The organism is Serratia sp. UGAL515B_01, from assembly GCF_033095805.1.
Lineage (GTDB): Bacteria > Pseudomonadota > Gammaproteobacteria > Enterobacterales > Enterobacteriaceae > Chania.
This window is the reverse complement of record NZ_CP109901.1, coordinates 1,737,265-1,756,729: the sequence shown is the minus strand read 5'-3', so window position 1 is coordinate 1,756,729 and position 19,465 is coordinate 1,737,265. Positions and strand designations below refer to the sequence as shown.

The 19,465-nt window shown below is 45.1% G+C and carries 16 protein-coding genes and 2 tRNA genes; 10 read left to right on the top strand and 8 right to left on the bottom strand.

The window, feature by feature from the left end:
- Window positions 1–974: 974 nt before the first annotated feature.
- Window positions 975–1,382: a histone-like nucleoid-structuring protein H-NS gene (gene hns, locus OK023_RS08120; protein WP_317697569.1), complete on the top strand. Its 408-nt coding sequence runs from the start codon at window positions 975–977 to the stop codon at window positions 1,380–1,382.
- A 1,071-nt stretch (window positions 1,383–2,453) separates the two neighbouring features.
- Here hns and OK023_RS08115 read toward each other — a convergent pair.
- The 4 genes from OK023_RS08115 to rssA all read right to left on the bottom strand — a co-directional run bounded on the left by OK023_RS08115 (window position 2,454) and on the right by rssA (window position 7,333).
- Window positions 2,454–3,797, bottom strand: a complete 1,344-nt coding sequence (locus tag OK023_RS08115; protein WP_317696737.1) for a UDP-glucose/GDP-mannose dehydrogenase family protein — start codon at window positions 3,795–3,797, stop codon at window positions 2,454–2,456.
- A 31-nt stretch (window positions 3,798–3,828) separates the two neighbouring features.
- Entirely contained in the window at window positions 3,829–4,746 is a 918-nt protein-coding gene (gene galU / locus OK023_RS08110; protein WP_317696735.1) for a UTP--glucose-1-phosphate uridylyltransferase GalU, read from the bottom strand.
- Window positions 4,747–5,311: 565 nt separating this feature from the next.
- Window positions 5,312–6,325, bottom strand: coding sequence for a two-component system response regulator RssB (gene rssB, locus OK023_RS08105; RefSeq protein WP_317697566.1), 1,014 nt, complete (start codon window positions 6,323–6,325; stop codon window positions 5,312–5,314).
- A 105-nt stretch (window positions 6,326–6,430) separates the two neighbouring features.
- Window positions 6,431–7,333 carry a patatin-like phospholipase RssA gene (gene rssA, locus OK023_RS08100; protein WP_317696733.1) on the bottom strand — a complete coding sequence of 301 codons (903 nt, stop codon included), beginning with the start codon at window positions 7,331–7,333 and terminating at the stop codon, window positions 6,431–6,433.
- 155 nt (window positions 7,334–7,488) lie between these two features.
- Here rssA and OK023_RS08095 point away from each other — a divergent pair, with 155 nt between their 5' ends.
- From OK023_RS08095 to OK023_RS08065, 7 genes are all read left to right on the top strand, one after another.
- Complete coding sequence (locus OK023_RS08095) at window positions 7,489–7,950, top strand: YchJ family protein (protein ID WP_317696731.1); 462 nt, start codon at window positions 7,489–7,491, stop codon at window positions 7,948–7,950.
- Window positions 7,951–7,987: 37 nt separating this feature from the next.
- The gene (gene purU, locus OK023_RS08090) at window positions 7,988–8,836 is read left to right on the top strand and encodes a formyltetrahydrofolate deformylase (protein WP_317696729.1); all 849 of its coding nucleotides are present in this window, start codon (window positions 7,988–7,990) and stop codon (window positions 8,834–8,836) included.
- 158 nt (window positions 8,837–8,994) lie between these two features.
- Window positions 8,995–9,079: transfer RNA gene (locus OK023_RS08085), tRNA-Tyr, on the top strand.
- Window positions 9,080–9,328: 249 nt separating this feature from the next.
- A tRNA-Tyr gene (locus tag OK023_RS08080) sits at window positions 9,329–9,413 on the top strand.
- Window positions 9,414–9,525: 112 nt separating this feature from the next.
- A complete protein-coding gene (locus tag OK023_RS08075) occupies window positions 9,526–10,098 on the top strand; it encodes a TIGR00730 family Rossman fold protein (RefSeq protein WP_317696727.1) in 573 nt (190 codons plus the stop codon).
- 98 nt (window positions 10,099–10,196) lie between these two features.
- Window positions 10,197–11,003: an exodeoxyribonuclease III gene (gene xthA / locus OK023_RS08070; RefSeq protein ID WP_317696725.1), complete on the top strand. Its 807-nt coding sequence runs from the start codon at window positions 10,197–10,199 to the stop codon at window positions 11,001–11,003.
- A 42-nt stretch (window positions 11,004–11,045) separates the two neighbouring features.
- Window positions 11,046–11,441: a pyrimidine (deoxy)nucleoside triphosphate diphosphatase gene (locus OK023_RS08065; RefSeq protein ID WP_317696723.1), complete on the top strand. Its 396-nt coding sequence runs from the start codon at window positions 11,046–11,048 to the stop codon at window positions 11,439–11,441.
- 69 nt (window positions 11,442–11,510) lie between these two features.
- Here OK023_RS08065 and OK023_RS08060 read toward each other — a convergent pair whose 3' ends face one another.
- From OK023_RS08060 to OK023_RS08045, 4 genes are all read right to left on the bottom strand, one after another.
- Window positions 11,511–13,436, bottom strand: coding sequence for a DNA topoisomerase III (locus OK023_RS08060; protein ID WP_317696721.1), 1,926 nt, complete (start codon window positions 13,434–13,436; stop codon window positions 11,511–11,513).
- On the bottom strand, window positions 13,436–14,533 hold the full coding sequence (gene mnmH / locus OK023_RS08055) for a tRNA 2-selenouridine(34) synthase MnmH (protein ID WP_317696718.1): 1,098 nt from the start codon (window positions 14,531–14,533) through the stop codon (window positions 13,436–13,438). The genes OK023_RS08060 and mnmH overlap by 1 nt, the downstream gene beginning before the upstream one ends.
- Window positions 14,534–14,558: 25 nt before the next feature.
- Window positions 14,559–15,599 (bottom strand): selenide, water dikinase SelD, encoded by a 1,041-nt coding sequence (gene selD, locus OK023_RS08050; RefSeq protein WP_411569414.1) that lies wholly within the window; start codon window positions 15,597–15,599, stop codon window positions 14,559–14,561.
- A gap of 175 nt (window positions 15,600–15,774) precedes the next feature.
- The gene (locus tag OK023_RS08045) at window positions 15,775–16,326 is read right to left on the bottom strand and encodes an NAD(P)H nitroreductase (protein WP_317696712.1); all 552 of its coding nucleotides are present in this window, start codon (window positions 16,324–16,326) and stop codon (window positions 15,775–15,777) included.
- Between the two features lie 160 nt (window positions 16,327–16,486).
- On the opposite strand from OK023_RS08045, the gene sppA reads away from it, so the two are divergent.
- Both sppA and ansA read left to right on the top strand, forming a co-directional pair.
- The gene (gene sppA / locus OK023_RS08040; protein ID WP_317696710.1) at window positions 16,487–18,340 is read left to right on the top strand and encodes a signal peptide peptidase SppA; all 1,854 of its coding nucleotides are present in this window, start codon (window positions 16,487–16,489) and stop codon (window positions 18,338–18,340) included.
- A gap of 94 nt (window positions 18,341–18,434) precedes the next feature.
- The gene (gene ansA, locus OK023_RS08035) at window positions 18,435–19,451 is read left to right on the top strand and encodes an asparaginase (RefSeq protein ID WP_317696708.1); all 1,017 of its coding nucleotides are present in this window, start codon (window positions 18,435–18,437) and stop codon (window positions 19,449–19,451) included.
- Window positions 19,452–19,465: the final 14 nt, after the last annotated feature.

Here is a 19,465-nt window from a genome sequence, read left to right as displayed (position 1 = left end):
TGTTTTATTACTCGATGAGCCACATTATCGTCACCATTCAGGAAAAAACTATTTCTTTACATACACAGTACCAAGATTTTCGCAAATCAACCCATTTCCTACTCTGCGCAAGAAATAGTGAATATCAATTATTAATTTCACCAGAAGGTCCTTACATTGCCGATAATACAGCAAGTGAACATCCAAGCTTTCTGCAGCCTCGCATAGAAATTTGAGGTATTCAACACGCACGCAAGCCACAGTCAGGCGGAACAGGACTCATGATGACAAGCCAGCAAGAAATAACCTGATTTTAAGTGTAACTTTAGTCTACTGATTAACCGAATTTACGTCTCTTAACAAGTTTTTTCGATTACTATCTGCCATTAATTAATACCAATGATTAATTAAACTCATTAATTACTATACTTTGATGCTAGAATTGCATGTATGTTAGTTGAACTCTTTAACTACCATGATGTTATCTCTGCCTACAGATACTATTGAAGTTACCCTTGGGCAATCTCGTATTATTTAGAGCATATGTAGACGTACTCTTCAATTCGCTACCAAGATTGTAGACATTGCAGAATGGGTGTTAAAGCATTTTAGCTATTGGCTACAGCCTTAATTGAAATCTTTAACAATCCAGCCAAGGCTAGCGTTATCGTTAACCTTACTTGCTTTACAATTTTTGTGCGTCCGTTATGGTGATAAAATCTAAAAATCTGTCGGTATACTGTTGCAAAACCTAATTCTAACAAGTTAATAAAAAGATTTTTTAACCCAACAAACACAGGAGCTTTGCTGAAATTTTGACTTAATCGCATGTAGCGTAATAGCAAGAACCACTCGATTTATTACTCAGACGTTTCTCAGTATGGCTTTTTTAAAAGGTAAATTTAGTGACTCTTGTTGATTTGGCTATTGCAGAAAAGAAGAGAGCACTCTATTATTATCGTGACGGCACCACTAATATAATTGAGACTAGGACAATGAGCGAAGCATTAAAGATTTTGAACAACATCCGTACTCTACGTGCGCAAGCCAGAGAATGTAGTCTGGAAACGTTAGAAGAGATGCTTGAGAAACTGGAAGTTGTTGTTAACGAACGCCGTGAAGAAGATAGCCAAGCCCAAGCAGAAATTGAAGAACGCACTCGTAAACTGCAACAATACCGTGAAATGTTGATCGCCGATGGTATTGATCCAAACGAGTTGCTGCAAACAATGGGCGCAAATAAAGCCACTAGTAAAGCAAAACGCGCTGCTCGGCCAGCTAAATACCATTATAAAGATGAAAACGGCGAAATGAAAACCTGGACAGGCCAGGGTCGTACTCCTGCAGTAATAAAAAAAGCTATCGAAGAACAGGGTAAATCTCTGGATGACTTCCTGCTGTAATGCATCTCAGCTTGTGTCAAAAGGCTCCGTTTCTCGGGGCCTTTTTCTTATGGCCTCAATATTTCTACGCCTTTTACCACACGGTATTATTTTAATCACAACCGTAGGTTGTCAACAAAAGAGAAGAACTCGAAATACTTTATAATTCTTGTTTTTCATCCCTTACTGAACGGTATAAAAACCTTGTATCCCTTAGTACGCGCTTTACCCTCCAGTTACGCCTGTTCGACTATAACAATGGCAAAGTTAAACTAGACATCAACGATACAGATATCCATGCTATTGTTAGGTTTTGGCATTCTCATATTTTTATGCGCTGTGATAGCCAAAAACGCTTCCAAGGTCGAATATTTTCGGGCAGCTTAACTGGACTGATTTTTACGGGTGTTTTTTAACCGTACTATTCGCATCAAGTTAAGGAAAAATCTCCAGCAAACATCTAATCACCTAAGCAATATCGTCAATGTTGGTAAAATCACTGTACATTTCACCACTATTATATACATCGATACTCTCGCCTACCCCACAATGGTGAATTTAAACAAAACCATGTCAGGGCGTTCCCAAGGCTCATGGGCCATAAAAATCTCAGCTCGATGACAAAGCTCGTTGCTTTTTTGAACGCCGTATACAGCGTATTCGATGATCTACCAAGTCTTCTATCTAAAAGGGAGGCTCGTGATCAAGGCAATAAACAGAATTAGATAAAAAATGCAGTAGATGCCCTAATTTATTATTACGTACCCTTAAAGAATATTTAAGTAATTAATAACGTTTAGCTCAGCAAACTCCAAAGGTTCAGCCAAAGAATAGCGCCCCTTGGCTTGAGCACCAAGATTAATGACACGTTCAAACTGATGCTCGACAACAGTTAGCAATACCAGCATAGAAGACCAAATCGAGTTTAACGAAGGCAAATAATAGGTTAAGTTGTGTTTATTTGAGATAAACATCATTATAGTCATTCAGATTATTGCGACTACAACTTGGTGTATCACGGTTAACAAACGCTCAGTTACGTGATGCCTAATAAACCTTGTAGCGTTTGTAACCTGCGTTTTATTCTTAGTTCTAAATAACTGACCTAACCGATGCACCTCGACCAATACCATAATAAGTAAAACCACGCGCCTGCATACGTTCTGGATCAAAAAGATTACGCCCGTCAAAAATCACCGGTTGCTTCAGCGCTTGTTTAATAACGTCAAAATCAGGTGCACGGAAATTCTGCCATTCAGTACAGATAACTAGAGCATCAGCCCCCTGCAATGCAGCCTCTTTAGTACCCATCAACTTCAGATCCTTACGATGCCCGTAGATACGCTGCGCTTCGTCCATTGCCTCAGGGTCATAAGCCTGTACATTAGCACCGGACTGCCAGAGCGTTTCCATCAATATACGGCTGGAAGCCTCTCGCATATCGTCAGTATTAGGCTTAAACGATAGCCCCCATAGAGCAAAAGTTTTACCTTTTATTCCATTCCCGTAATGCCGCTCAATAAACTGTGTAAGCTTATATTTTTGCCGGGAGTTCACCAGCTCTACTGCCTGCAGTAACTTAGGTTGATAGCCAATATTCTCAGCCGTGCGTATAAGTGCCTGAACATCTTTCGGGAAACAAGAGCCGCCGTAACCGCACCCTGGATAAATAAAGTGATAACCGATACGAGAATCAGAGCCAATACCTTGACGAACTTTTTCGATATCAGCCCCAAGCATTTCTGCCAGATTAGAAATTTCGTTCATAAAGCTGATTTTGGTTGCCAACATACAGTTAGCAGCATACTTGGTAAGTTCTGCGCTACGAATGTCCATCAGGATTATGCGGTCATGATTACGGTTAAACGGTTCATATAGTTCACGAAGCTGCTCAACGACGGCCTTGTTATCAGTACCTATTACAATACGCTCAGGGCGCATGCAATCTGCAATAGCAGCACCTTCCTTCAGAAACTCAGGGTTAGAAACCACATCAAATGTCAAGTTGCTTCCACGATTACGTAAAGTTTCATTCATGACTTTCCGTACTTTATCAGCAGTACCAACCGGTACGGTTGATTTATCGATCACAACTTTGTGTTCAGTCATGTGTTCGGCAATAGTTCGCACTACAGCTTCCACATACTGAAGATCAGCAGAACCGTCTTCATCAGGTGGGGTTCCTACCGCAATAAACTGGATAGCTCCATGGGCGACGCCAACTTTGGCATCAGTGCTGAAATGCAGACGACCCGCTTCATAGTTTTGCTTCACCAAAAGAGCGAGGCCCGGTTCAAAAATAGGGATATTCCCTTTTTTCAGATTTTCGACCTTACTTTCATCAATGTCGATGCATATTACATCGTGGCCAACTTCTGCTAAAACGGCAGATTGCACCAAACCAACATAGCCAACACCAAAAACCGTCACCTTCATCCCGACATCCTATTTTTTAATATTTACGACGTTATTTCTGTTCTTCAGCTAACAAACGTTTTAGCCAAACTGAGAATTCTTTCCCCAAACTGGTATGCCGCAAACTATACTCGACGAAAGCTTGCATATAGCCCAGCTTATTGCCGCAATCATGGCTTACACCTTTGAGGTGATAGGCCTCAACAGGCTCTTTTTCCATCAACATATCGATGGCATCAGTAAGCTGAATCTCATCTCCAGCTCCTGGAGGAGTTTTTGCTAAGAACGCCCAGATATTAGCGGAAAGGACATAACGCCCCACAATAGCCAAATTAGATGGTGCCACTTCTGGCTGAGGTTTTTCTACCACACCAATCATAGGTGCGCTTTCACCAGGCTGTAGCGCATATCCTTCACAATCAACCACACCATAGCTTTCCACATTACTATAAGGAACAGGCTCAACCATGATCTGACTCACGCCGGATTTCTCAAAACGCTGCAACATTTCGTAAAGATTATCTTTTTTCAAATCGGCGCTATAATCCGCAAGGATAACGTCAGGTAACACAACGGCAATCGGCTCTTCTCCCACCAACGGATAGGCGCAAAGAATGGCATGGCCAAGACCTTTGGCAACCCCCTGCCGTACTTGCATCACCGTAACCCCTTTAGGGCAGATGGATTGAACTTCATCCAGCAATTGGCGCTTCACCCGCTTTTCAAGCATGGCCTCCAGTTCAAAACTGGTATCAAAATGATTCTCAATAGAGTTTTTAGATGAATGAGTAACCAGAATTATTTCGTTGATACCTGCTGAGATACATTCATTTACCACATACTGAATTAATGGTTTATCAACCAGTGGCAACATCTCTTTCGGAATAGCTTTAGTTGCAGGTAGCATCCGTGTCCCTAAACCAGCTACAGGGATAACCGCCTTTCGGACTTTATAATTTAAAGTAGACATATTTTTCTCTCTATACTGCTAAATAGGTGTTCTTAATACCGCTACACATCACGCTTCTGCCAAGTGGGAATGATGAAGAACGCCGATACACCGTGCTAGCTGGGGGTTCGTATCGCACGTCCCTGAGTTCAACGGTCGGCTAACCTGCATCTCTGGCACCTGTAGCACTATTATGCGCAGCTATTTAGGCTGTGTCCCTTAATTGCCCATGGTGCAAAACAAACGCGAAAGTCATCATCACAGCGAAAGGACGAACTAAGTGTGGTTCGCTATTTTGAGCACAAAAACATACAATAGACGGGCTTGTGCTTGAAGAACTTTAGCTGCTTTTGCAGCCCAAGTACTGTGCTTGCTAGACTTCAGGGGCTTAACTGAACTTCCCAAGCCCACAATTGCTTGGCGTAAACTAGGCTTATACAAAATCATAGCAGGTTAAACAACCTGCCCCGAGCGTTAGTCCAAGTTCAGGTAGTAAATAAACACTATATTGGCCAAGAGAGAATTCTGACGTTAAATAGACGTATTGAATAGTAGTAAATTGTTTCAAAATCGATTTGTTGATGTTCTATTCAACACTCATCATCAAACGTAATTTCCCCCCCCTTCCCCATACTTGGCATTGCCAAGCTTCACAACGCTGATTTATCTGATTCATGTAAGCTGTGTCAAGTGTTCCTAAAGGCACACCATTATTTAATTGAATTTGGTTATCCCCTGTATTTACATTAGCATGCAAACCGGCAGAAACCAGAACCAGGTTTTTATATTCAGCATTGTAGTAACCCACCAATATAGGAAATTGCCCCTCGAGCCTACCTTGTCGTAATAATTGGTTAACTTGTTTCAGCAATGAAGACATTTGTGGCAAACGATGTTGTTGATTTGCTAGGTGGTCTTGCAATAACCCATTGAATAAAGAGCGTAATAACAACGCAGCCATGACTCCATTTTTACCTGCTTGAGTAACATCCAAGCAATAAAACGCGAGATCTTTTTCCGACAACGCTGCAATATCCAACACTAATCCAGGATTTTCACTGGTTGTTAGTTGCCGATAATTAATGCGGCAACCAGCAATTATCTGCTGTACCGGAGGCTGTAACTGTTTGAGTAATCTTACCGCCTCAGAGGGATTTTGACTTAAAGCGTCCCAATCTTGAAACAATTCGGCTTCTTCAATTGCCTGAGAAGTAAACATATTCGGATACAGACAAGCTAGAACAGCCTCACGTAAGCGGTTCAAATCGGTAATTGGCTTTAATAAAACATCCTGCACTCCCAACCGTAATACTTTAGCGATATCAGCCATTTTATCCGTAGCAGATATAACCAATATCGGGATCTGTACTCCTTGCAGGCGCAGATGCGAAACAAACTCGATGCCATCCATTTCCGGCATAGCAATATCGCAAAGGATAAGGTCAGGATTCACTTCATCAACAGCACTAAGCCCTAATAAGCCATTAGAAGCTTCACTGGTCTGAGCTCCCAGTGATTCGAGATAGCCGACAAGCACGGAACGGAAGACCTGTTCGTCCTCCACGATTAAGATGCGCTTGTTTACAAGTGGTAATGCCATCGGCAGAGCCTCTTCCCTAGTGATGATGTAATAGTGGCTCATTATGGTTACTTGTGCCTGCCGAAAATGCCCTTTTCAGCATCATTCTTACCTAAGAGCCGGTAATTATTTATTTTTTATTAATGGTGCCAGGACATCCATCTGTTTCTCGACGGCCAATCGTCCAGCCTCAATCGCCTCGCTGGCGCGATGAAAATCCAAGGTAGATATTTGTGGGCAATAAGGTTGTATTAGCACATCTGGCGGGTCGCTAGCCATACGAGATCTTTTCACTCGATTCTCTAACATCTGAATAGATGTGCTCATGATTTCCATTGCCGTGGGTGTGAGACTGGTTTTTTTAAGCATCATCCTATTGATGCGTTGCCTCATACGCTCGCGCCAGTTTCCCACATCAAAACTACCTACTTCTTTAATATCGCTGGGCATCGAAAACAAATCCTGTTGCATCAAGTGTGCATCATGTTGTAAATCGACGGCAATAACAATATCTGCCCCCATAGCCCTAGCCAGTGAGATAGGAACCGGATTAACCAAAGCGCCATCGACTAACCAATAGCCTTCGAACCATACTGGTGCCAGTAGGCCGGGCATGCTGCAGGAAGCACGAATAGCCTGATGGATATCCCCATTTGTCATCCATAGTTCGCGGCCGGTACTGAGATTGGTGGTGACTGCGCCAAATTTAAGTGAGCAATCGGCAAAATCATCAAATTTCAACAGTTGTGCAACAGCATTGAATACCCGTTCTCCACGTAAAAGCCCGCCACGTCGCCAAGAGAGATCCATGAGTTTAATCACGTCCCAATAGCCGAATGAGCGGACCCAATGCTCAAGAGCATGCAACCGATGACTGGCAAAAGCGGCACCGACAAGCGCCCCTACGGAACATCCAGCAACAATATCAGCTTCAATACCCATTTTTTTCAACGTATTAAGTACTCCAATATGTGCCCAACCTTTAGCTGCGCCAGCCCCTAAGGCTAATCCAACTTTAATCTTTCGCATGCTGGCCTGTCCTTCATCCAGTGATTTTTTTCAGCCCAATTTCAGGCTACATTGCCACTTGTGAATGATGTTAGGTATCATAGGTGCTCTATGATGCTCTATCGTCTTCACCTTATTTTTATATTATACGAACTAATCAGCCTGAGGCGTTATTTTTGACTAATCTATGCCCATGTGGCAGTAGACTTAGCTACATAAAGTGCTGTCAGCCTTATATAACAGGTATAGAGCACGCTTTGTCTCCTGGCATACTCATGCGATCAAGATATACCGCCTATGTCAAACAAGACGTAGACTATCTCATTTCTACTTGGCACCCAGATTGCAACGCCGAGGGATGGCGAGATGGAATTATCGGCAGTTTTAGCAACACAGAATGGCTTGGGCTAAAAGTGTTAGAAGAAACTGCGGGTGATAGCTGTGATGAAGGATTTGTTGAATTCATCGCCCATTTTAACGATGAGGATACCAAAAACAAAGTTATGCATGAGCGTTCACGCTTTCTTCGCATTGAGCAACGCTGGTACTATATCGATGGAACCAGGCCCCAAACGGGAAGGAATGCCCTTTGCCCATGTGGTTCAGGCAAAAAATATAAAAAGTGTTGCGGGCAATAAGCCTGCGAGTTAAGTATCAGACAGGATCCACACACTTATGCCACACCAAAATGTACAAAGAAAAATTTTACGCACAATTTGTCCAGATGCAAAAGGCCTGATCGCCAAGATAACCAATATCTGTTACAAGCACGAATTGAACATTGTTCAGAACAATGAGTTTGTCGATCACCTTACCGGTCGTTTCTTTATGCGCACCGAACTGGAGGGGATTTTCAATGATGTAACACTGTTGACCGATCTCGATGGCGCTTTGCCAATGGGCTCAGAACGTGAACTACACTGCGCAGGCCGCAGGCGCATTGTTGTGTTAGTGACCAAAGAAGCTCACTGCCTGGGTGATTTGTTAATGAAAAGCACCTATGGCGGCCTTGATGTCGAAATTTCTGCCGTTATTGGCAACCACACTACGCTACAAACCTTAGTAGAACGGTTTGATATTCCTTTCCATCTTGTCAGTCATGAAGGCCTCACGCGTGAAGAGCACGATCTCAAGATGATTGCTCAGATCGACCAGTATCAACCCGATTATGTTGTTCTAGCAAAATATATGCGCGTTCTCACCCCTGCTTTCGTGCAGCATTATCCAAACCAAGTGATAAACATTCACCATTCATTCCTGCCAGCCTTTATTGGTGCCCGACCTTATCATCAGGCTTATGAACGTGGCGTGAAGATCATCGGTGCCACAGCGCATTATGTTAACGACTGCCTGGATGAAGGCCCTATCATTATGCAAGACGTTATCCATGTCGATCATACCTACTCAGCAGATGATATGATGCGCGCTGGTCGCGATGTCGAAAAAAACGTTCTTAGCCGTGCGCTATATCATGTTTTGGCGCAGCGTGTTTTCGTCTACGGTAACCGCACAGTCATCCTGTAGCGGTTAAAGTATGCGGTGTATTCCGTTCACGGAAGCACCGCCAAGAATAAAAAAACGGCAAACAGTTCACTTTCTGCATTTCAATACTTTACACAAGCGCTTCATTTGATATGATGCGCCCCGCTTAGCAAGACAGATTTTTGCAAGCGTTAGTACTTGGTGGGGTTCCCGAGCGGCCAAAGGGAGCAGACTGTAAATCTGCCGTCACAGACTTCGAAGGTTCGAATCCTTCCCCCACCACCAAGCTAGACCTTAGCAATAAGGTAATAGCAGCAAAAGCAGCCAGATTAAAACATTAGGAAGCTGACAGCTTTCAGCATAGCTAGAGTCTCGCCGAGAAAGAAAATTTCTTAAAGGTGAAGAGTAAATAAGCGCATAATTTAACCAAGTAAAACCTTGATAACAAGGTAAGTTCAGTGAAATCACGCACATCAAACTCATTCACAGAAGGTTATACAAAGATAACCTACTAACAGCAAAAGTTATAATCATGGTGGGGTTCCCGAGCGGCCAAAGGGAGCAGACTGTAAATCTGCCGTCACAGACTTCGAAGGTTCGAATCCTTCCCCCACCACCATCTAACTTTTCGTCACAAGCGCCTGCAAAGTTATCTCTCTCTCTAATCTATTGAACTCCGACTAACAATTCGCTATACCACTGACTACGTTGATAAAGTAAAGGAAAAGTGAATGCATAAGAACATTTGCGTCTTCTGTGGCGCCAGCGAAGGTAATGACCCAGCTTATGTCGAGAATGCACGCCAACTAGGGCACTCTATTGCTGCTCAAGGACGGCGTTTGGTCTATGGTGGCGGTAAGAAAGGATTAATGGGTACTGTCGCAAATGCCGTACTCGAGGCGGGGGGTGAGGCCATAGGCGTTATTCCTCAGCGCTTGGTTGAAGCAGAAACAGCACATCGTGGTTTGACAGAATTAGAAGTTGTCTCAGATATGCATACTCGCAAAGCGCGGATGGCAGAACTGGCTGATGGGTTTATTGCGTTGCCAGGGGGAATTGGCACCTTAGAAGAACTGTTTGAGGTCTGGACATGGGGACAGATCGGTTACCACAACAAACCGGTTGGCTTACTAGACGTAAATGGTTATTACCGCCCATTGATACACTTCCTGAAACAGGTGGCAGATCAAGGTTTTATGCGTCACGATTACCTCAACACTTTGCATATCAATGATTCGCCATTAGCTTTAATACAACAGTTCGACGATTATCAGCCTAAACATTATGATCGCTGGGCAAAATAACCCCCCAACCAGCGGCATAAGGCCGCTGGCCTGCGTTACATTCCTGGTTGAACTCTGCTACTATCTGAACACGATTTTCTGCTAAAAACGGCTGCCACATGAAGTTTGTCTCTTTTAATATCAATGGACTGCGTGCGCGTCCGCATCAATTGACCGCGATTATTGAACAACATCAACCCGATGTCATCGGCCTACAGGAAACAAAAGTTCATGATGATATGTTTCCGCTTGCGGAGGTCAGTAAGCACGGCTATCACGTGTTTTATCATGGGCAGAAAGGTCACTACGGTGTTGCATTATTGACCAAAGCTGAGCCTATTGCTGTTCGCCGTGGTTTCCCAACCGACGAGGAAGACGCACAACGCCGTATTATTATGGCCGATTTGGCAACGCCACAGGGAACACTAACCGTCATTAATGGCTATTTTCCCCAAGGGGAAAGTCGCGATCATCCCACCAAATTCCCAGCTAAAAACCGCTTCTATCAAGATCTGCAAGATTATCTAGAACAACAACTTTCTGCAGATTCCCCTGTATTGATTATGGGTGACATGAACATCAGCCCTAGCGATTTTGATATCGGCATTGGTGAAGATAGTCGCAAAAGATGGCTGCGAACAGGTAAATGCTCCTTCCTTCCAGAAGAGCGTGAATGGATGAACCGCCTTCTAGATTGGGGCTTGGTTGATACCTACCGCCATGCCAATCCAGATCGCAATGACCAATTCTCCTGGTTTGACTATCGTTCTCGTGGTTTTGATGAAAACCGTGGTCTGCGTATCGATTTGCTTCTAGCCAGCACACCATTGGCAGAGCGGTGTACAGCCACTGGGATTGATTATCAAATTCGAGGAATGGAGAAACCCTCAGATCATGCACCAGTCTGGGCCGAGTTTGCTTTGTAATCTACGTACCCCGTTTGCTTACAGGGAATTGATGTTCACCCCATGAAAATCATTGATGTTGTCGCTGCAATTATCGAGAAAGACCACAAGATCCTGATTGCGCAACGTGATAATAGCAGCGATCAAGCTGGCCTCTGGGAATTTCCTGGTGGCAAGGTCGATGAGAATGAAAGCCAACAGCAAGCACTGGCACGTGAGCTACTCGAAGAATTAAGCATCGTGGCCCACGTTGGAAGTTATGTTGCCAGTAATCAATGGCAACAGGGCGAAAGGATCATTCGCTTACATGCATGGCGTGTTGGAACTTTCAACGGGAATTTTCAGCTACACTGCCATTCAGCACTTGTTTGGGTAACGCCACAGCAAGCAAGAGATTACCCCATGGCACCTGCTGATGTGCCGCTACTTGAAAGCTACCTTACCTCATTATCCTCATAGGGGCTTTTACGGCCCCTTTTCGTTAAATACTCAAATTTAAAATCAATCAATTAACATAACAGGCGCTAATCACTCACTGTTCTCCTTTGCCTTGCTGGCACCTTTTTTACGTTTTTTCGATCCCGACGATTGTGGAGGTGGCAAGCCACGAAACGCAATGCTGGCTCGATTTTGCTTAGCCTGTTGGATCAACGCGTGCAACGTCTCTTCTAAAGGTTGCATGAAGTCCTGATAACGGCAGGACTTCTCACTGATTTGCGTCAGTGTGGCCTCCCATTGTGCGGTCATATCAGGCCGTGCCGCCAAGTCAGGCAATGAGTGAATTAATGCCCGCCCAGTTTCGCTTGAGTGAATGTAGCGACCTTTTTTGTAGAGAAATGCTCGTTTGAATAACAACTCGATAATACCTGCTCGTGTTGCTTCGGTGCCTAAACCATCGGTCGCCCGCAGGATTTTCTTTAACGCTTTATCTTGCACAAAACGAGAAATCCCAGTCATGGCAGAAAGTAAACTGGCATCGGTAAAGGGCCTTGGTGGTTGAGTCTGCCGTTCAACTACTTCACCACGCTCACACAACAACTCGTCGCCTTTAGCAACCACAGGCAATGGCGCACCCTCATTTTCCTCATCACGCTCTTTACTACCTAACAAAGTTCGCCAACCAGCCTCAGCCAGGAAGCGAGCTTTGGCAATAAACTTCCCTCCAGCGATATCCAATTCGATCACACATTTGCGGAAAATGGCATCTGGACAGAATTGCATAAGATACTGACGAGCCACCAAGCCATAAATATTCAGTTCCTCTTTGCTCAAATTGGCCTTACTGGCTCGAGCTGTAGGAATAATAGCATGATGCGCATCTACTTTTTTATCATCCCAACAGCGATTGCGGCGTTCATCATCAATAACCGGCTGAGGATAAAGCTCCGGCTGATGTACGCCAATAGCATTTAATACCGCATGACGTCCGGCAAAATGTTCCTCAGGTAAATAGCGACAGTCTGAACGTGGGTAGGTGATCAATTTATGGGTTTCATACAATCGCTGACAGATGTCCAGAACTTGTTGGGCACTTAAATTAAAACGTTTTGCGGCTTCGATTTGAAGTGTGGAAAGAGAAAACGGCAACGGAGCTGTATCTGATTCCCGTTTATCATTATAGGAAGTTACCTGAGCGGGTTGCCCTTCAATACGCTTAACAACGTGCTCAGCCAAAGCACGATGAAGTAAACGCCCTTCTTCATCCTGATAAGGCTCACAGGACTCACTTGGTTGCCACAGAGCAACAAAGCGTTCCTCCTTTGGCGTAACAATATGCGCTTTCACTTCAAAAAAATCTTTCGGCACGAAATTTTCAATCTCTTCGTCGCGACGAACCACCAGCCCCAATACCGGCGTTTGCACTCGTCCAACCGAAAGGACGCCATCATACCCTGCGCTACGCCCTAGCAATGTATAAGCGCGGGTCATATTGATGCCATACAACCAATCGGCACGCGCTCGGGCCAGTGCTGAAACGCACAAGGGGATGAAATCACGATTATCACGCAAACGTTCTATCGCACGTTCAACCGCCTGTGGGTTAAGATCGTTAATCAGGCAACGCCGCACACACTGCCTCTTCTCTGGCGTCAACGCAAGATAATCAAGGACCTCATCAACCAATAATTGTCCTTCTCGATCGGGGTCTCCTGCGTGGATCACTTCATCTGCTTGAGCCAGTAATTTTTTTATTGCATTCAATTGCTTACTAACAGAAGACCTTGGTTGCAGCAACCATTTTTGCGGGATAATAGGCAGGTCAGCCAACGACCAACGTGCATAGCGGCTGTCGTAAACATCAGGTTGTGCCTGCTCTAATAGGTGCCCGACACACCAAGTCACTACATCGTTGCTGCCACAGGCAATAAATCCATCCCCCCGACGATGCGGTTTGGGTAATACATCCGCAATAGCACGCGCCAAACTCGGCTTTTCGGCAATAAACAGTCGCATTATTCACCGTTATTATGGCTATACATCATCAAGAACTCGCTTGCCTCAGCATAGTTTCCACGGAAAATGATACGCTGAGTTTTCTTCGCTAATTGATAGCGGTACATCGGATCATAATAGTGTTGCAATAAGGGGATAAGCCATTTTTGATGAGCGTCACTGCTGCCCCCAGATTGTTGCAACTGAAGCGCCGACGTCAATTGCTGGCTGAGCTGTTGGAAACGTTCCAGCCCCAAGCGACGACGAATGGCAAACAAACCATGATGCAGATACTCACCATAGTGCTGAAAGCCTTGTTGCTCACCATAAGCCTGTTCAAAAGCTTGACGCATCTTATCAATATACTCGTCCTGCAGCCGGGCTACCCGCACTTCAAACGGGTCATCAATGACCACCAGAGGAGCTTGCTGCATACTATTGAACAAGCCCAACGGTAAATTGTTGGAACCGATAATCCGGCCTTCGTCTTCCAGCACCCAATGGCGACAACCAGCATGCTGTTTTTTCAACATTTTTACTGCTAATTGATTTTCAAAATTAATCTGCGTGGACTGTTTCACCAGCGTTCTACCAAAAGATGAACCGCGATGACAAGCAATGCCCTCCAAATCAATACCCTCACTCAACTCATTGATCAATAAAGTTTTACCACAACCAGTATTACCTCCAACGATAATCATCGGTAGGGATACTGCAGTTTCGAGCGTGTCGAGCAGAAAACGACGTAATGCCTTATATCCCCCTAGAACTCGTGGATAATCAACGCCAGCCTCACGCAGCCATTGCTGAACCAATTGAGAACGTAGCCCACCGCGAAAACAGTAAAGATAACCTTCAGGCTGCTTGATACATCGTTCTATCCAAGCCAGGGTACGCTCTTCACGCAGTTTACCAGTCACCAAACTATGGCCTAGAGCGACCGCCTGCTCCTGACCATGCTGTTTAAAACAAGTCCCTACCGCCTGGCGTTCACTGTCATTCATCAATGGCAGGTTGATAGCCGAAGGAAATGCACCTTGTAGAAACTCTATGGGGGCACGGACATCAATAAGCGTCACATCCTGCAAAAAAAGGCGCTGATAGTCTTTTGTATCCATACGGGTTTGCACAGTTGTTACCACACTAGACCACCTCTACCAGCGACTTGCCTGGCTGAGCAACATGCAATTCACCGATCGCACTCATGGTGATACCGTGGCGGGCTGCAATTGCCATAACGTCAGACTCTGCTTCAGGCAAAACGGCCAGTAACAGCCCGCCAGATGTTTGCGGATCGCAAAGCAGCTGACGCTGCAGGTCACTCAAAGAGCCAATGAGATGCCCATAGCTGTCAAAATTACGCCCTGTGCCACCTGGTACGCAGCCTTCGCTAATGTAATGCTCAACATCAGGTAACTTGGGTATGTGATCAAACCATAGCGTTGCCTGCAACTCTGATCCCTGGCACATTTCAGTGAGGTGGCCAAGTAATCCAAAACCGGTAACATCAGTCATTGCTGTAACACCAGCTACTTCAGCAAAATCAGCCCCAGGCTTATTCAATTGACACATAACCTGCGTCGCGAGCCCTTCATGTTCTGGCCGTAATTTGCTTTTTTTCTCTGCTGTCGTTAACACACCTATTCCTAATGGTTTTGTTAGGAAAAGTTTGGATCCTGCCTGCGCAGAACTGTTTTTCTTGACGCGTTCAGTACTGACTATCCCCGTCACTGCCAAGCCGAAAATCGGTTCTGGCGCATCAATTGAATGCCCCCCAGCCAACGCAATACCGGCTTGTTGGCAAGCATACCGCCCACCATCAATCACCTGTTGTGCCACTTCTGCTGGCAGTGTTGCTACAGGCCAACCTAGTATAGCGATTGCCATGATCGGCTTGCCACCCATCGCATAAACATCACTGATCGCATTTGCTGCAGCAATACGGCCAAAATCGAACGGATTATCAACGATCGGCATAAAAAAGTCGGTGGTACTGATAATCCCAACACCATTGCCAATGTCATACACCGCGGCATCATCACGTGTTTCATTACCCACCAACAAATGTGGATCGATAAACTTTTTCTGTTCGCTGTGCAGTATCGTTTCAAGAACTTTTGGTGAAATTTTACAACCACAGCCAGCGCCATGGCTGTACTGAGTTAATCGGATGGCCGACGATATCATAGTCCACTCCCTTTGAGTCATACACTACAAGGATTATCACAATGAAGCATAGGGTATCGCTTGCCAAGATGATTGGTAAGAGCAGGTTGATATTATGCGTTCGACCCGCTCAGAAACAGTACAAAATTGTGGGGTGTTGCGCACTTTGCAGCACCCTCTCCGACGATTATGATCAGAAATAACTGACGAAAGGTGAGCTATCAGGTGCGACAACTTTAGTTGATGCTTTCAGTTGCGGAGTACCAAGATAAAGAAAACCAACAATCTCATCTTGTTCACGACACGAAAAAGCCTCTCTGACCAAGGGATTTTTTGTCCAGACGCCAGTGCGCCAAATGCCATTAAAGCCTTGTGCAAGAGCAGCCATTTGCATGGCCTGCACTGCACAACCGGCTGACACAACCTGTTCCCAATGAGGAACTTTCAGATTTTTGCTACAGTGTGCCACCACGGCGATAATCAACGGTGCTCGGAAAGGGGCCTGTTTTGCCTTCTCAATTGAACTTTCATCCATTTGCTCCTGCGTTGCTGCCCTTTGCAATAACTCACTGAAACGTTCCAATCCACTGCTCTCGATCAATACGAAACGCCAAGGCTGTAATGCACCGTGGTCGGGGGCTCGTAAACCAGCATTAATGATATTCTGACGCACCTCACCAGCAGGTGCTGGCGCTACCAAGCGTGATGCCGAGCGGCGATTCAGCAAAAGATCTAGCGCATCCATTTTAACTCCCGATAACAATTTTCATTTAAATCACGTTAACATAGCTCAGCAGGGAGTTACAGCCTCTGCAATACTGTATGTACAAGCGATTTAAAGCTGACATTTCTTCATCCACTTATTAGGATAGCGAGATATTCTCGACTCTTGTTGGAGAGAGCACATGCGCACATTGTGGCGATTCACTGCGGGTATTTTCAAATGGTCATGGAACCTGCTTAATTTTGTCAGGGAACTGATCCTAAACTTGTTTCTGATCCTACTGATCCTGGTTGGCGTCGGTATTTATTTTTCATTCCAAAGCAGTACACCAGTAGAAGCCCATCATGGCGCATTGTTGGTTGACCTCAGAGGTGTTGTCGTTGACCAACCTTCAATGAACAACCGCGTTCGTCAGTTAGGACGAGAATTATTAGGTGCATCTAGTAACCGCTTGCAGGAGAACTCACTGTTTGACCTTGTGGATACGATCCGCGATGCCAAGGATGATAAAAACATCACTGGCATGGTATTACAGTTGAATGACTTTGCCGGAGCTGATCAGCCATCGTTACAATACATAGGCAAAGCACTACGCGAATTTCGTGACAGTGGTAAACCCATCTATGCCATTGGCGATAGCTATAATCAGACACAATATTACTTAGCCAGCTACGCCACCAAAATTTATCTCTCGCCACAGGGGGCTGTCGAACTGCATGGCTTTGCCACTAACAACCTTTACTACAAGTCACTGTTAGAAAAACTTAAGGTCACGGCCAACATATTCCGCGTTGGTAGTTATAAGTCTGCCGTGGAACCCTTGATCCGTGACGACATGTCACCAGAAGCGCGCGAAGCAGATAGCCGCTGGGTAGAAGGACTGTGGCAAAACTATCTGATGACAGTTGCAGCAAATCGACAACTCACGCCTGAACAGCTTTTTCCTGGAGCTATGGGGATACTTCAAGGTTTACAAGCTGTGGGGGGTAACACGGCTAAATTCGCTTTAAATAACAAATTGGTTGACGAGTTGGCATCACGAACGGCAATAGAAAGTGAATTGGTGAAAGCCTTCGGTTGGGACAAAAAAATTAATAATTTCAATGCGGTCAGCGTCTATGATTATCAACCTAAGCAAACGCTAGACAAAGGTGGGGAAATAGCCATCATCCTTGCGAACGGGGCAATTATGGACGGCCAACGGACTCCAGGAACCGTAGGTGGAGATTCGACCGCAGCAGAATTACGCCAAGCTCGCCTAGACCCGAAAATCAAGGCCGTCGTTTTGCGCGTTAATAGTCCCGGCGGCAGCGTTAGTGCCTCGGAGGTAGTTCGTTCTGAGCTATCTGCTGTTCGTGCTGCTGGTAAACCCGTGGTGGTCTCCATGGGAGGTATGGCTGCATCTGGAGGATACTGGATTTCAGCTCCGGCAGACTATATTATCGCCAGCCCTAGCACGCTTACAGGCTCGATCGGTATCTTCGGTGTTATTAATACATATGAAAATACGCTTAGTAGTATTGGAGTTCATACCGACGGTGTTGCAACTTCGCCATTAGCCGATCTTGCAGTAACCAAAGCATTACCGTCTGCTTTCTCACAGATGATGCAGTTAAACATTGAAAATGGTTATAAGAACTTTATCGATCTGGTCTCTAGCACACGTAAAATGACACCAGAACAGGTTGATCAAATCGCTCAAGGTCATGTGTGGATTGGCAGTGACGCTAAGAAAAATGGCTTGGTTGATCAATTAGGTGACTTTGACGATGCGGTTAAAAAAGCGGCAGAACTGGCTAAATTACCAGAATGGCAACTTAGCTGGTTTATCGATAACCCGAGTCTGGCAGATATATTCTTCAGCCAGTTTGGCATTTCAATCCACGCAATGTTGCCAGCAGCAATTCAATCAATGCTACCAGCCCCGCTCGCCTCAGTTGCTATGGCGCTGAAAGAACAGCCAGGCCTGTTTAATAACCTGAACGACCCGCAGCATCGTTATGCAATATGCCTAACATGCGGAGATGTTCGTTAATCATCCAATCTCCCGCCCGGCAAGCCGCCGGGCTTTTTTTTTTGGCTATTACCCCTTTATAATTCAGCCTATTAGGTGCCATAAAAGTTTTGTTATGCAAAAAAAATCCATTTACGTTGCTTATACTGGTGGAACTATTGGTATGCAACGATCCGAACACGGCTATATCCCAGTTTCAGGTCATCTACAGCATCAACTGGCACTTATGCCTGAATTCCACAGAGAGGAAATGCCTAATTTTATCATTCACGAATACCTACCGTTGATCGACTCTTCAGATATGACGCCTGAAGATTGGCAGCATATCGCCGATGATGTTAAAAATAATTATGACCAATATGACGGTTTCGTGATCCTGCATGGCACCGATACCATGGCGTTTACGGCTTCTGCACTCTCTTTCATGCTAGAGAATCTTGATAAACCGGTTATTGTGACAGGGTCACAAATACCTTTGGCTGAACTGCGTTCCGATGGTCAAACCAATCTGTTGAATGCACTTTACTTGGCTGCAAATTATCCGATAAATGAAGTCAGTCTATTCTTCAATAACAAACTGTTTCGTGGCAACCGCACGACGAAGGCGCATGCCGACGGTTTTGATGCTTTTGCCTCACCGAATTTTCCTCCTCTCCTTGAGGCAGGGATACATATCCGCCGCCAACCAGGCATCTCATCGCCAGTTTGCAATGGGGATTTACTGGTACATGGCATCACACCTCAACCGATCGGTGTCGTCACGATATACCCCGGAATTTCCGGTGCTGTTGTGCGTAACTTTTTGCTTCAACCAGTAAAAGCTCTGATTTTACGTTCTTATGGTGTGGGCAACGCTCCACAGCAAGCTGAATTAATAGATGAATTGCGTGATGCCTCTGATCGTGGAATCGTGGTCGTCAACCTGACACAGTGTATTTCTGGTCGTGTCAATATGGAAGGCTATGCCACGGGTAATGCCCTAGCCCAAGCAGGAGTGATCAGCGGTTTTGATATGACCGTAGAAGCCGCATTGACCAAATTGCATTATCTCTTGAGCCAGGCACTTACACCTGAAGAAATTCGTATTCAGATGCAGCAGGACTTACGTGGTGAACTTAACACCTCAGGTTAACAAAATTTTGGAAT